General features: G+C 56.6%; 13 protein-coding genes. All 13 read right to left on the reverse strand.

Translation table 11 applies throughout. The features are described 5' to 3' along the window. Positions 1–137: 137 nt before the first annotated feature. Positions 138–878 (reverse strand): lipopolysaccharide N-acetylmannosaminouronosyltransferase, encoded by a 741-nt coding sequence (wecG, locus tag PU624_RS21795; RefSeq protein WP_283546595.1) that lies wholly within the window; start codon positions 876–878, stop codon positions 138–140. Between the two features lie 25 nt (positions 879–903). After that, positions 904–2,247, reverse strand: coding sequence for an ECA oligosaccharide polymerase (gene wzyE / locus PU624_RS21800; protein WP_283546596.1), 1,344 nt, complete (start codon positions 2,245–2,247; stop codon positions 904–906). After that, the gene (gene wecF / locus PU624_RS21805; protein ID WP_283546597.1) at positions 2,244–3,311 is read right to left on the reverse strand and encodes a TDP-N-acetylfucosamine:lipid II N-acetylfucosaminyltransferase; all 1,068 of its coding nucleotides are present in this window, start codon (positions 3,309–3,311) and stop codon (positions 2,244–2,246) included. The genes wzyE and wecF overlap by 4 nt, the downstream gene beginning before the upstream one ends. Then, a complete protein-coding gene (wzxE, locus tag PU624_RS21810) occupies positions 3,308–4,558 on the reverse strand; it encodes a lipid III flippase WzxE (RefSeq protein WP_283546598.1) in 1,251 nt (416 codons plus the stop codon). The genes wecF and wzxE overlap by 4 nt, the downstream gene beginning before the upstream one ends. Beyond that, positions 4,558–5,688, reverse strand: a complete 1,131-nt coding sequence (gene rffA, locus PU624_RS21815; RefSeq protein ID WP_283546599.1) for a dTDP-4-amino-4,6-dideoxygalactose transaminase — start codon at positions 5,686–5,688, stop codon at positions 4,558–4,560. The genes wzxE and rffA overlap by 1 nt, the downstream gene beginning before the upstream one ends. After that, positions 5,675–6,382: a dTDP-4-amino-4,6-dideoxy-D-galactose acyltransferase gene (gene rffC / locus PU624_RS21820; protein WP_283546600.1), complete on the reverse strand. Its 708-nt coding sequence runs from the start codon at positions 6,380–6,382 to the stop codon at positions 5,675–5,677. The genes rffA and rffC overlap by 14 nt, the downstream gene beginning before the upstream one ends. Further along, positions 6,360–7,241, reverse strand: a complete 882-nt coding sequence (rfbA, locus tag PU624_RS21825) for a glucose-1-phosphate thymidylyltransferase RfbA (protein WP_283546601.1) — start codon at positions 7,239–7,241, stop codon at positions 6,360–6,362. Before rfbA ends, rffC begins: the two co-directional genes overlap by 23 nt. A gap of 19 nt (positions 7,242–7,260) precedes the next feature. Further along, positions 7,261–8,331: a dTDP-glucose 4,6-dehydratase gene (gene rffG / locus PU624_RS21830; protein ID WP_283546602.1), complete on the reverse strand. Its 1,071-nt coding sequence runs from the start codon at positions 8,329–8,331 to the stop codon at positions 7,261–7,263. Beyond that, positions 8,328–9,587, reverse strand: a complete 1,260-nt coding sequence (wecC, locus tag PU624_RS21835) for a UDP-N-acetyl-D-mannosamine dehydrogenase (protein WP_283546603.1) — start codon at positions 9,585–9,587, stop codon at positions 8,328–8,330. Before wecC ends, rffG begins: the two co-directional genes overlap by 4 nt. Then, on the reverse strand, positions 9,584–10,714 hold the full coding sequence (gene wecB, locus PU624_RS21840; protein ID WP_283548057.1) for a non-hydrolyzing UDP-N-acetylglucosamine 2-epimerase: 1,131 nt from the start codon (positions 10,712–10,714) through the stop codon (positions 9,584–9,586). Before wecB ends, wecC begins: the two co-directional genes overlap by 4 nt. A gap of 10 nt (positions 10,715–10,724) precedes the next feature. Then, entirely contained in the window at positions 10,725–11,774 is a 1,050-nt protein-coding gene (gene wzzE, locus PU624_RS21845; protein ID WP_283546604.1) for an ECA polysaccharide chain length modulation protein, read from the reverse strand. 30 nt (positions 11,775–11,804) lie between these two features. Then, on the reverse strand, positions 11,805–12,884 hold the full coding sequence (gene wecA, locus PU624_RS21850) for a UDP-N-acetylglucosamine--undecaprenyl-phosphate N-acetylglucosaminephosphotransferase (RefSeq protein ID WP_283546605.1): 1,080 nt from the start codon (positions 12,882–12,884) through the stop codon (positions 11,805–11,807). Positions 12,885–13,164: 280 nt separating this feature from the next. Next, complete coding sequence (rho, locus tag PU624_RS21855) at positions 13,165–14,424, reverse strand: transcription termination factor Rho (RefSeq protein ID WP_003851960.1); 1,260 nt, start codon at positions 14,422–14,424, stop codon at positions 13,165–13,167. Positions 14,425–14,646 lie beyond the last annotated feature (222 nt).

The following is a 14,646-nucleotide window of genomic DNA, read 5'->3' on the forward strand; positions in this document are numbered from 1 at the left end:
ATACTAGAGATAAGCGCCCATCGTGTCTAGTGCTTTTTAAATAAAAAGACGCGTTTGATTACGCTTTGTGCACTTTCTCGACAAATAGTGCATTTCCTCTCTCACAACGCCTAAAAATGCGGCATTTATCAGCAATATCAGAGATCGCCGCGCCAGTGATAGCGCAAATATTTAAGCAGTTTTAATTGCCTGCGCAGGCGGCTCGGCTGCCGAATCAGACGATAGAGCCATTCCAGACCCAGACGCTGCCAGATCTTAGGCGCACGCTTCACATGGCCGGTGAAAACATCATAGGTTCCGCCAACACCCATATAGAGAGCATCAGGCCAGTGCGCACGGCACGCCAGCATCAGCAGCTCCTGACGTGGCGATCCCAGCGCTACAGTCACCAGCTTCGCACCGCTGGCCGCAATACGGGCAAACAGCGCATCCTGATCGGCTGGCGCAAAATAGCCATCCTGCGCGCCAACAATATTCACATTCCACTGACGGCGTAACTTATTGCAGGTTTCATCCAGTACCTGCTGGCGGCCACCGATAAGAAACACCGGCGTCCCTTCCCGCCCGGCGCGTTCCATCAGCGCTTCCCATAAATCGGCCCCCGCAATGCGCTGCACCGACGCCTGCGGATACTTTTTACGAATTGAACGCACAATGCTGATGCCATCGGCATACGCATATTCCGCTTGTGCTAACAGCGTACGTAATCCCTCATCCCGCTCAGCGGTCAGGATCTTCTCCGCATTGATCGCCACTAAAATACCGCTGCGAACACTCTGCGGCGGCATCAGGAAATTTACCGCCGACGGCATGTTTTCGAAGCCATACAAATCAACGCCGCGAATACGGTACTGCGGCGTCTCAGTTAACGTTGTCATATCTTCCGTCAATCCCAGAGGTTAATCAGAGCGGGCTGTGCAACACCCGCCTGCTGCGGTCGCGAATCAAACCTGCGCGATCCAGTAACCAGAAAAGTAATTTAGCCATGCCCAGACAGGCAGCAAAAATGATGCAGAAAAACACCACACGAGAGCCGAATGCATCGAGACCTTCGCGGGCCAGCACGATCATGTTAAACACCGCGCCAAAACAGAAGCTTTGCAGGATGGCGCCGGTGTACCGGTTGGTCTCAAGGCAGCCACGCTGATAGATCGCATCAAAGGCTTTAATAATCATCCCTACCGCGACAGCGCCAATCGGAATCGCCCAGACGCCGCCCATCACCACCAGTGACCCGATGAGCGTGGGGGAGATCGCCAGGCCAGAATGGTTATTCAGCACTTCCCAGGTGAAGTAGTTCGCACTGTTTAACACCGTCAGCGGCCGATCCGGCCAGAGCCAGGTCGGAATGAAAACGTAGAAATCACGCCAAAGCGGTGCCAGTCCCTGAAACTCAATTCTGGCGTAGTTATCCAGCAGCAGGGCGAGATTCTCCCACGGCGAGAAGGTGTCACGCGTCAGATAGAGGAAGGTATAAAACGCTTCATCACCCATCACGTCGAGGTTGTAGCGACGCAGCGCCAGCCAGAACATCCCCGCAATCGCCAGTACGCCCGCCGTTGCCAGCATCCACAACGTAATCCAGCCACGGGTAATCCCGATGAACAGGAACAGGGCAAACGCAATGATGATATTGGCGCGGGTGCCGCCCACCAGGGCGTAAGTCAGTAAACCAAAGGCTACCGTCACGACCAGGAACAGCAGCCAGTTGCGGCGCGTCGGACTTAAGAAGTAGGGGATCAGCATCGCCGGGATGAAGAAATAGAAGAAGCGCTTAAGCGCCACGCCCGACACTTCGCTGGAGAAAATCTGGTTATAGGCGGTCAGGCGGAACAGCAGAAAACCATTGTGGATGAAGAACACCGTCACGGTTCCCAGCGCCACCAGCGCCAGAATCACGCAGGTCAGGTGGGTTTCAACCCGATTCATCTGCAGCCAGGGCTTCGCCGGAGGCGCACCGACGGGTTTCAGCCGCACTTTATAACTGACGTAATAGATAGCGTAAAACGCCGTCGCCGACAGCAGCGCCTCCAGCAGATTCTCCACCGGCACTACTTCAACATTAAAGCGAAACACCAGCACGGCGGTCAGCGGGAAGCCGAAATAAAAGGTCAGCAGGAACAGCAGTGTGAAGAACAGATGGAAGTTAAAACGGACGCGCTTAAACTCCCGCCAGGTCAGGGTCAGAATAAAAACCAGCGACAGCAGATAGACCACCAGCAGGCCGCCAAACTGCATAAGACTCATGACAACTCCCCTTCGCTGAGCTGTAACGCTGCCCGCCAGCCAGCCAGATAGCCCGGCGCAAAAAAGGCAATCGCCTGTTTATCACAGCCCATCAGCTGACGGCGTGCCTCGGCGATGACCGCAGGCGACAGCGTATCTTCGCTGAACAATACCGGAAGCTGCTGCTCAGCAACATCACGCCAGAACGGATTTTTGCGGGTCAGGACAAACGGCACATTGGCCTGGATCAGCAGACAGAGTGTTCCCACCCCCTGCTGACGTTCAAACATAAAATAGCCGACATGGCAGCGTGCCAGCAGCGCTAAGTAATCATCAAACGCCAGATTTTCACGCATCAGATTCACCTGACCGTCAGGGAACAGCGTCTCTGCTGCGGCCTGAATCTGACTGATGTACGCCTCATTGCCTGGCGGATAGCCCAGCGGCACCTCAATACGCACCCGCTCGCCAAACTGTGCGTGAATCGCCTTTAAGCCTTCAATGTGCCGGTTACTCGGATCGCCTGAGTTACCCAGCAGCAGCGTAAACGGCTCTGACGGCGCAGACTCAACGGCGGCGGCTGGCATCCGGGTCGGGAAATAGAGCAGTGAACCGGGCACCCGGCGATGACGCTGCTGATAGTGATGCAGGTCGCCACGGGTCGCGAAAACCTGAGCAACCCGTCCCTGCGCTATACGGCGCACCAGATAGAACAGGCGGAACTTCAGGCTGCGCGAATCTTCATAGAGATCGGCGCCCCAGACATGCCAGAACAACTGTGAACGGCGCAGCTTACCGCTGAGTAATCCCAGCCAGATCCACGGGTTAAACTGACCGTGACAGAAAAACCGCTGCTGACGATTCCTGGCCCGCTGCAAAACCGCCTGCGCCAGCGCTTTCTTGCTGGTAAAGCACTCGATCTGCAACGCACTGAACGGAGCCAGGCTCTCTGGCTGCTGCGTCACCACCATAAAATGGCGTGGCGAAGCCACAGGCTGCTCAACGCTCAATACGTCGTTGAAAAAGCGCAGCACCGTAAGATTGTGGTGGGGAATGTCCGATCCCAAAACGTGAATTAAAGTCATTTTTTCCGGCAGTAAACAATAAAAGCGCCACAACACAGGGCAAAGTAAGCCATATAGGTAAACATATAGGCCTGCGCCGCACCCGTCGCGCCATGTAACGGGATCAACCAGCGTGAGAACAGGGTCAGCAACAGAAACTGGCTGATCTCAGTCAGAACATAAAAGCGCAGCGAGGCTTTGGCGATAACCAGATATCCGAAAACATAGGCACCGACTTTAAAAACATCGCCGCACAGCTGCCAGACAAACAGATCGCGCATCCCGCGAAAAGCCTCAGAGAACAGCAGGCTGATGGCGAAATCGCGCAGCACCCAGACACCAAAGCTGGCAACCGCCACGGCGGGCAGGACAAAGCGCAGCGCCCGGCCAATCTCGCGCGCGATGTCACTTTTGTTGTCGAGCCGCGCCAGCGTCGGCAGCAGCCAGACGCTAAACGTCGCGGTGATAAACTGCAGATAGGCATCGGAAATGCTGGTGACGCCCTGCCATAATCCGACCTGCGCCCACCCTTCCTGCTCTGCCAGCAGGTTACGCATCAACACCCAGGCGACCGGCAGGGTCACGGCCGTGATCAGCGCCATCAGGGTATATTTTGCCAGATTGCGCGCCAGCTCAGGGTGCCATTGCGGGCGCAGCCAGCTCAGCGGCAGCGGCGCGCGGCGTTTCAGCATCAGCAGCGCAGGCAGCAGCAGTAAGGCCGGCACCAGCGCGAGGCCAATCAACGCGCCCTGATAGCCACCCAGCCACCAGCAGAGCAGATAGCCTGCCACACCAATCAGGCTGCCGAGAATCAGTGCCAGCGCATTCCCGCGCGCATCGCGATAGCCCTTCAGCAGCGCCAGGGTAAAGTTGGCCCAGGCGATGCCGAGCTGAAGAAAGGCGACGACGCGGATAACGCCCTGATAGCGGTCATGACCAAACAGCGCGGTGCTGATGGGTGCCGCCGCCAGCAGAAACAGCAGCGCCAGTACGCCAGAAAAGCCGAGCACCATAGCCGATGCCGTGCCCACCATCGCGCGCAGTTGTCCGGGCTGCTGCTGATACTGCGCCACATAGGTGGTGACGCCGTTGAAGATGCCCGCGCCCGCCAGCACACCCAGTACGGTGATCAACTGACGGAAGTTCCCCGCCTGGCCGACACCCTCGGGACCGAAGCTCACCGCCAGCAGTTTGACCACCAGCAGACCGGCCACAATTTTTACCAGCGTGGACGATGCAGTCCACACTGAGGCTCTGGCTAATGACATCAGGAAAAGAAGCTCAGCAGTGAGCTGATAACCGTGCTCTGATTATTATCGGACAGGTTATAGAACAGCGGCAGGCGCAGCAGACGTTCACTTTCCTGCGTGGTAAAGCGATCGTCGCCGACAAACTGCGAGAAACGCTCACCGGCTGGCGAACTGTGCAGCGGAATATAGTGGAACACCGTCAGTATCTCGGCTTCTTTCATCCAGTTGATCAGCGCCTGGCGATCGTCCTGATCGCGCAGTTTGATGTAGAACATATGCGCATTGTGTTCGCAGCTGGCGGGGATCACCGGCAGGCTGATACGTCCCTGAGCCGCCAGCGGCTGAAGTGCGTCGTAATAACGCTGCCAGATGCGTAACCGCTGCTGATTGATGCGTTCAGCGGCTTCCAGCTGCGCCCAGAGATAGGCCGCCTGCAGATCGGCCATCAGGTAGCTCGAACCCATGTCCCGCCAGGTATATTTATCGACCTGACCCCGGAAGAACTGGCTGCGGTTGGTGCCTTTTTCACGCACGATCTCGGCGCGCTCGACCAGGCTGGCGTCGTTAATGAGCGTCGCGCCACCTTCGCCACCGGCGGTGTAGTTCTTGGTTTCGTGGAAACTGAAGCAGCCAATATGACCGATGGTGCCCAGCGCACGACCTTTGTAGCGTGACATCACGCCCTGCGCCGCATCTTCGATCACAAACAGCTTATGCTTTGCCGCCAGCGCCATAATGGTGTCCATTTCACAGGCCACGCCTGCGTAATGCACCGGCACAATGGCGCGGGTTTTTTCAGTGATGGCCGCTTCGATCAGCGTTTCATCGATGTTCATGGTGTCCGGGCGTACATCGACAAACACGATGCGCGCGCCGCGCAGCACAAAGGCGTTGGCGGTAGAGACAAAGGTGTAGCTCGGCATGATCACTTCATCGCCGGGCTGCAGATCGATTAACAGCGCCGCCATCTCCAGCGAAGCGGTACAGGAGGGCGTCAGCAGCACTTTTTTGCTGCCAAAACGCTGCTCCATCCACTGCTGACAGCGACGGGTAAATCCACCGTCACCGCACAGCTTGCCGCTGTTCATCGCCGACTGCATATACTCGATTTCTGTGCCCACGATCGGGGGCGCATTAAATGGAATCATGACTTTTCCTGTAAAACCAGTAGGCGGTGCTGTCGAGCCGGGCACCGCTGCGTAAATAGAGGCGCATCGCCGTGAGATTACTGAGCTGGGTGGCAACCCGAAGCTGAGCCAGCTGTCTTACCCGCGCCCAGTCCGCCGCCGCCAGCAGCAGTCGCTGACCCAGTCCCTGGCCCTGCGCGTCAGGCAGCACGCCCAGCAGGCCAATGCGGGCATCGCCGTCCACCGCGCGCAGCGAAACAAAGCCCTGCAGCTGACCCGTGGCGTCACTGGCCACCAGGCACTGATCGTCAAAGGTTCCGCGCACGGCATTTTCGATCCACTGCGCATAGAAGCGGCCGCTGGCGTCTGGTGCATACCAGGGCGTGCGAAAACGACTCTGGCTGAAGAGCTGAGACGCTGCATCACGCAGCTGCGGGATTTGTGCTTCGCGCGCAATGCGAATCCCCGCCTGCCGTTCGGTCTCGTTAACCGCCAGTGTCAGGTCCGCCTCGCCTTCTGCCAGCCGGAACTGATGCTGCTGCAGCATATCAATCAGCGCCGTTTCGCTGGCCGCGACTTTCATCTGCATCAGCGCACAGGGATGACGCAGCGCCTGCTCCAGTGGCGTGTCGCCCTGCGGCTCCAGCCGCACGGTCTCAACACCGAAGAACGCACTCTCCCAGCTAAGGGGATTAATACTGACGTGGACGGGCATGTAATAAATCCAGCAGGTATTGGCCGTAGCCGGTTTTTGTCAGCGCTTCACCGGCGGCCCGCAGATGGTCATCACTGAGCCAGCTGTTACGCCAGGCGATCTCTTCCAGGCAGGCAATTTTAAAGCCCTGACGTTTTTCCACCGTCTGCACAAACATGCTGGCTTCCACCAGGCTGTCGTGTGTGCCGGTATCCAGCCAGGCAAAGCCGCGTCCCAGCAGTTCGACGGTCAGCTCACCGCGCTCCAGATACATCTGGTTAATGGCTGTGATTTCCAGCTCGCCCCGCGATGAAGGCTTAACCTGTTTCGCGAATTCGATAACCTGATTGTCATAGAAATAGAGTCCGGTTACCGCCCAGCGCGATTTCGGCTGCTGTGGCTTCTCTTCAATCGAGATCGCCTTAAAGTTATCGTCAAACTCCACTACACCGAAACGTTCCGGGTCCATAACCTGATAGCCGAACACCGTTGCGCCACGATTCTGTTCGACGACTTTCCGCAGTTTGGGGCTGAAACCCTGACCAAAATAGAGGTTATCACCCAGCACCAGGCAGCAATTGTCCTCGCCGATAAAGGATTCGCCGATGATAAAGGCCTGCGCCAGACCATCAGGACTCGGCTGCACCGCATAGCTGAGGCGTATACCAAATTCACTGCCATCGCCCAGCAGCCGTTCAAACTGCGCCCGATCTTCCGGCGTGGTAATTAACAGAATGTCGCGAATACCCGCCAGCATCAGTACGGAGAGCGGATAGTAGATCATCGGTTTGTCGTAAACCGGCAGAAGTTGCTTTGATACTGCACGGGTTATCGGGTGTAACCGCGTCCCCGATCCTCCCGCTAAAATGATGCCTTTCATCGCTGCTCCTTACGCGGGTTTATTGCGATAAGCCAAGGCGTTCGCCCTGATAGCGACCATCCAGAATGGCCTGCCACCAGGCCGGATTGGCCAGATACCATGCCACGGTTTTACGCATGCCGCTTTCAAAGGTTTCCTGCGGCACCCAGCCAAGTTCATGCGCAATTTTACTGGCATCGATGGCGTAGCGCTGATCGTGACCCGGGCGGTCAGTAACATAGGTAATCAGGTCGCGATAATGCGCCAGCCCGGCAGGTTTCTGCTCTGCGGCCAGCTCTTCAAGCAGGCTGCAGATGGTTTCAACCACCTCGATATTGCGACGCTCATTATGACCGCCAATATTGTAGGTTTCGCCTGGCTTGCCCTGACTGACCACCTGATAGAGCGCGCGGGCGTGATCTTCCACGTAGAGCCAGTCACGAATCTGCTGTCCGTTGCCGTACACCGGCAGGGCTTTACCGGCCAGCGCATTGATGATGGTCAGCGGGATCAGCTTCTCCGGGAAATGGCAGGGGCCGTAGTTATTTGAACAGTTAGTGACCAGCGTGGGCAGACCGTAGGTTCGCAGCCAGGCCCGCACTAAATGGTCGCTGCTGGCCTTGCTGGCAGCGTAAGGACTGCTTGGCGCATAAGGGGTGGTTTCGGTGAAATAAGCCTGACTGTCATGCAGATCGCCAAAGACTTCATCGGTCGAGATATGGTGGAACAGAAAGGCCGTTTTGCGCGCGTCATCCAGGTTTTGCCAGTAAGAACGCGCAGCCTCCAGCAACTGCCAGGTTCCGACAATATTGGTCTCGATAAAGGCCACCGGCCCGTCAATCGAGCGATCAACATGACTTTCAGCCGCAAGATGCATCACGCAGTCTGGCTGATAACGGGCAAATACTTCATCAAGCGCCGCACGATCACAGATGTCGACCTGCTCAAAAGAGAAGCGGGACGAATCGGCCACGCTGGCGAGTGACGCCAGATTTCCGGCATAGCTGAGTTTATCGACCACCACCACCTGATGTTCGGTTTCTGCGATCAGAAAGCGCACCAGAGCCGAGCCGATAAAACCGGCACCGCCCGTGATCAGAAAGCGCTTCATCGCCAAACACCTTTGGTGTCGACAATCCAGTTCTGCTGAACGTCGGCGGCATCAATGGCGCGGAAGGCGCGGTGATCGACCAGCATCACCAGAATATCGGCCTGGGCCAGCGCCTGCTCGCAGGAGACCAGCTCCGCTTTATCCGCCAGCGAGTCGGCTAGCTGCTCAATATGGGGTTCAACCACCCAGTTCTTGCCGCTGTGCCACTCAGCAATCTTCTGTGCCACACCGACCGCCGGGCTTTCGCGCAGGTCGTCGATATTCGGTTTAAAGGCCAGGCCAAAGCAGGCGATGGTGATATCGCTGGCGCGCTTGCCGGTCTGCGTCAGGCAGTCCGCCAGCGCGGTTTTCACCTGGTCCAGCACCCACTGAGGCTTGGCGTCATTCACCTCGCGCGCGGTGCGGATCAGGCGGGCTAATTCAGGATTCTGCGCCACGATAAACCAGGGATCAACGGCGATACAGTGCCCCCCGACGCCCGGCCCCGGCTGCAGAATGTTGACGCGCGGATGGCGATTCGCCAGCGCAATCAGTTCCCAGACGTTAATGCCCTGATCGGCACAAATCAGTGACAGCTCATTGGCGAAGGCGATATTCACGTCACGGAAGCTGTTTTCAGTCAGCTTGCACATCTCGGCGGTGCGGGCGTTGGTTTCAACGCATTCGCCTTTTAAAAACAGCCGATAGAGCTCGCTGGCGCGGGCAGAACAGGCGGGCGTCATGCCGCCAATCACCCGGTCGTTGTTAATCAGCTCAACCATCACCTGGCCTGGCAGCACGCGCTCCGGGCAGTAGGCGACAAAAATATCGGGCGTCTCACCGTGCTGCGGGAAGCGCAGGTCGGGACGTGCCGCCGCCAGCCACTCGGCCATCTGTTCGGTGCTGCCCACCGGCGAGGTCGACTCCAGAATCACCAGATCGCCCTTTTTCAGAACCGGCGCGATCGACTCTGCCGCCGCTTTCACAAAGCGCAGGTCGGGCTGATGCTCATCTTTAAACGGGGTCGGTACGGCAATCAGAAAGGCGTCGGCGGCTTCAGGCTGCGTGGTGGCGCGCAGGTCGCCACGCGTGACGGCCGCATGCACGACCCGATCTAAATCGGGTTCCACGATGTGGATCGCGCCACGATTGATAGTTTCAACGGCGCGGGCGTTGATATCCACGCCCACCACTTTTTTTCCCTTTGAGGCAAAAACGGCTGCCGTCGGCAGCCCAATGTATCCCAGTCCAATCACGGAGATGGTTTCAAAACTCATAATTCGGCTCTGTTATCTTTTAAGGCTTGTAAAATTCGACCACAGGCTTTGCCATCGCCATACGGATTATGGGCGTGGCTCATCGCCTGCCAGGCCTCGTCGTCGCTCAGCAATTCGCTGACACTGGCCACGATTCTGGCGATATCTGTTCCCACCAGTTTGACGGTACCGGCATCGACCGCTTCGGGCCGCTCGGTGGTATCACGCATCACCAGCACCGGTTTACCCAGCGAAGGCGCCTCCTCCTGAATGCCGCCGGAATCGGTAAGGATCAGCCAGGCGCGGTTCATCAGCCAGACAAAAGGCAGATACTCCTGCGGTTCAATCAGGATGATATTCTCAATGCCGCTGAGTATCCGGTTAACCGGCTCGCTGACATTAGGATTGAGGTGGACCGGATAGACGATCTGCGCCTCAGGATGCTGGCGGGCAATCTGCGCCAGCGCGCTGCAGATACGTTCAAAACCGCCGCCAAAACTTTCACGGCGGTGACCGGTGACCAGCACCAGTTTCTTATCCGGATCGAGAAACGGATAACGCGCCGCCAGCTGTGCGTTCAGATTGCTGTCATCCAGCACCCGATCGCGAACCCACAGCAGCGCATCGATGACCGTATTACCGGTCACAATGATGCGCGCGTCGGGCAGATTTTCCTGCAGCAGGTTCTGCCGCGACTGCGAGGTTGGCGTAAAGTGCAGACGGGCAAGATGGCCGGTGAGCTTGCGGTTACCCTCTTCCGGCCACGGCGAGGCGAGATCGCCGGTACGCAGACCGGCCTCCACATGCCCCACTGGAATCTGCTGATAGAAAGCCGCCAGGCTCGCCGCCAGCGTCGTGGTGGTGTCACCATGCACCAGCACGATGTCCGGTTTGAAGTCGAGCAGGACGGTTTTCATGCCCTCTAAAATGCGGCAGGTGATCTCGGTCAGACCCTGCTCAGGACGCATAATGTTGAGGTCGTAGTCCGGTTCCAGCTTGAACAGACGCAGCACCTGATCGAGCATTTCGCGATGCTGTGCGGTGACGCACAGCCGCGACTCAAAAGCGGGATCCTGCGACAGCGCCTGAACCAGTGGCGCCATTTTAATCGCTTCGGGGCGAGTACCAAATACCGTCAGAACTTTCACACTGTTTCTCTCACTCATGCGTGTCTGACATCAGACGCGGACGACGTGCCAGCGCCACTCCCGCGCCTGTTAATGCCCCAACGGCACCCCACATAATCATCATGAACAGACGTCGCGGACTGTCACGTGATACCGGCTCTTCCGGCGTACGCAGATAACGGTAGGTCTGGAACTTGCTGTTCAGTTTTGGCCCGGTCTGCAGCGTGGTCAGCATTGCTCTGTTCTGATCATAGCTGATATCAAAGCTCGGACCGGTGGCGCGCAGGGTGTCCAGTTGTCCCTGTAAAACAGGCTGGCCCAGCAGGAACAGATCGCTGTCCGCCAGGTTCTCACCCACTTCACGCGTCTGCTTCTCATTAATGCCCTGCTGGCTGGCGATCTTCAGCGCCTGCTCCAGCCGATGCTGCTGACGCTCGAATACGGCATTAGCCACATCTTCCTGACGCTTCACCTGCGCCTGCAACTGGTCGCTACGAGCGCGCCAGGCCCCTTTCAACTCATCGTTCAGATGACGCGCGGCGCGCTCACTGGCATAGGCGATGTACTGGCGCAGCAGATTGTTGGCGTCGCCAGCGGTTTCCGCTTTAAGTTTGACGTTATCGGGCAGGTTATGTGCCGCGTCAGCGGGCGTGAACAGGATATTGCCGATCATATCGTCGAGCAGCGCGGCATCGTTATGCGCATTGCCGGTTTTACGGCTCCTGAAATAATCCGTCTGCTGCCAGAACTCACGACGCGTATCCCACGAGGCGAGTTGCATGATGAACTCCTGATAGACCTGATCCATCACCGTCGGTGACGGCGCAGCCAGGGTCAGGGCGTTGTTACGCACATCCAGATTGGTCAGAAACTGCTGCTGCGCATAGTAAGAACCCAGCATGTTCACCGTCGGACGATCGGTGACCGCCGTGGTGCTCCAGACCTGTTTCAGCAGCAGCGTGACCAGCCAGGCGGCCAGAGCAAACAGCAGCGCCAGCCCGACAATCCAGCGCTTGCCACGCCATAAACGGCAGCTCAGGCCGCGAATATCCAGTTCGTTGTCCACAACGTCAGAAGGCATGGCAGAGTTATCCTTTAATCAGCATCGGGTTCATTTGTTTTTTGCTTCGCGGTAATGGCTCAGACGACGCTTGATGCGCCGGACGCGTCGCGCTACGCGCCACGCATGTTTCAGGCAGTAGCCGTAAACCATAAAGGCGCCCAGGAACAACAGCAGCATCACCCACTCCGGGATGAACGCCAGATATTCACCCAGTACACCGATACCGGCGAGAATGGCCGCCGCCAGAGTGATCAGCACAAAGGCCTGACGCGAGGTAAAGCCGGCACGCATAATCAGATGGTGAATGTGCTGGCGGTCAGCCGAGAACGGGCTCATGCCTTTGCGCAGGCGACGGTACATAATCGCCACCATATCCATCAGCGGAATAGCGATGAGCCAGAGGGCGGTAACGGGCGTAATCGGATGGCTCAGACCCTGCGTCGTCTCCAGCAGAATCCAGATAATAGTGAAACCGATCATGGTGCTGCCGGCATCGCCCATAAAGACTTTGAAGCGACGGCCGAGGAAACCGAGGTTAAGCAGGATATAGGGCAGCGTGGCGGCAATCATCGCAAAACACCACATCGCAAGGCTGGTCTGGCCGTCGAAGTAGAGGATGATGCCCATGGCGGCAAAGGTAACGGAGGAGAGTCCGCCCAGCAGACCGTCGATCCCGTCCACCATATTAAAGGCGTTGATTGCGGCCCAGACGGCAAACAGCGTCAGCACATAGCCGAAGGGTCCGACGATAAGCTCGAACGGGCCGACGATAAAGCCCAGGCTGAGCAGATAGAGTTTTGCGCCAAACATCATCACCAGAGCGACAATGGCCTGCACGACCGCGCGGAATTTAACGCTGATATCGAAACGGTCATCCAGTGCGCCAACCAGCACCAGAACACCGGCGCAGCCCAGATAGAGCAGCGCGTGTGGCAGGTAATAGTTGGTAATGGCAAACGTGAAGCAGATACCTGCGAACACAGAGATGCCGCCCACCAACGGAATCGCGCCATGATGGCGTTTACGTGAGTTAGGCTTATCAACTAAACCAATTTTTTTAGCTGCTTTTCGAGCAAAAAAGAGGAAAGCCAGGGAAAAGAGAAAAATTAAACCAAGCTCAGTACTCATAGTGAGTAAATTCACGTTAAACGCTCTCAGCTAACATCCCGCACAACAATACGCGAAAAATTGCGCTTATCGCTGTATCGGATTCCGAATTCTGCATAAAGAGACAGACGAACGGTCAAAAATTCGCCATCACTACCACAGTCATTATAAATGCTCCTGCCAGTGTTCAATCCTATAGCTCACAAATGAAAAACGCCACGTTGAGACGTGGCGTAAGGTCGATTTTCTGCGCATCTGGACTAAAAAAGCCGGATCTGTGGTCCGGCCTGGCAGTATCGGATTATGAACGCTTCATCATGTCGAAGAATTCATCATTGGTTTTGGTCATCGCCAGCTTGTTGATGAGGAATTCCATTGCGTCGATTTCGCCCATTGGGTGAATAATCTTACGCAGGATCCACATCTTCTGCAGCTCTTCCTGAGAAGTGAGCAGCTCTTCTTTACGTGTACCAGAGCGGTTGTAATCAATCGCCGGGAAGACACGTTTTTCAGCAATTTTACGCGCGAGATGCAGTTCCATGTTACCGGTACCTTTAAACTCTTCGTAAATCACTTCATCCATCTTCGAACCGGTATCAACCAGCGCGGTCGCGATGATGGTCAGGCTACCGCCCTCTTCCACGTTACGTGCAGCACCAAAGAAACGCTTTGGACGATGCAGGGCGTTGGCATCCACACCACCGGTCAGGACTTTACCTGAAGCAGGAACCACGGTGTTGTAGGCACGCGCCAGACGTGTGATTGAGTCGAGCAGGATGATGACATCTTTCTTGTGCTCAACCAGACGCTTGGCCTTCTCGATCACCATTTCAGCAACCTGAACGTGGCGTGAGGCTGGCTCATCGAAGGTTGAGGCGATAACTTCGCCTTTCACCAGACGCTGCATCTCGGTTACTTCTTCCGGGCGCTCATCGATCAGCAGCACCATCAGCACGCAATCCGGGTAGTTATACGCCAGGCTCTGCGCGATGTTCTGCAGCAGCATGGTTTTACCGGCTTTCGGCGGTGCCACGATCAGACCACGCTGACCACGACCAATTGGCGAAGCCAGATCCAGTACGCGTGCGGTTAAATCTTCCGTTGAGCCATTACCCCGCTCCATACGCAGACGTTTATTTGCGTGCAGCGGCGTGAGGTTTTCGAACAGAATCTTATTACGCGCGTTTTCCGGCTTGTCGTAGTTAACTTCGTTAACTTTCAGCAGCGCAAAATAACGTTCACCTTCTTTTGGTGGACGGATTTTGCCAGAGATGGTGTCACCTGTGCGGAGGTTAAAGCGGCGGATTTGGCTGGGAGAAACGTAGATATCATCAGGGCCGGCGAGGTAGGAGCTGTCTCCGGAACGGAGGAATCCAAATCCATCCTGAAGGATCTCCAGCACGCCATCACCGAAGATGTCTTCGCCGCTTTTTGCGTGCTGCTTCAGGATTGAAAAGATAATGTCCTGCTTGCGCATACGAGCCTGGTTTTCCAGTCCCATATTTTCGCCGAGAGTAATCAGCTCAGCAACCGGCGTATTCTTTAATTCGGTAAGATTCATAGTGATGGGTTCTTAAACTCGGGGTAATACTCGGAATGTTTGTCGTGAGTGGTATGGCAACTAATCCATGCCGTTAATGGCTCTTTTCGGCTCTTCCCGACGATCATCGTATGGAATGGCGATCGGTATGCAGGGAGATGTCCGAATGTGATGCCAGAGTTGGAGCTAACCGTAAGATTGCTGAACCGTTCTATCTTTATAAGGTACAGGGCGACAGGGTTC

Origin of the sequence: Pantoea sp. Lij88 (assembly GCF_030062155.1) — a bacterium.
In the GTDB taxonomy this organism is placed as follows: Bacteria; Pseudomonadota; Gammaproteobacteria; order Enterobacterales; family Enterobacteriaceae; genus Pantoea.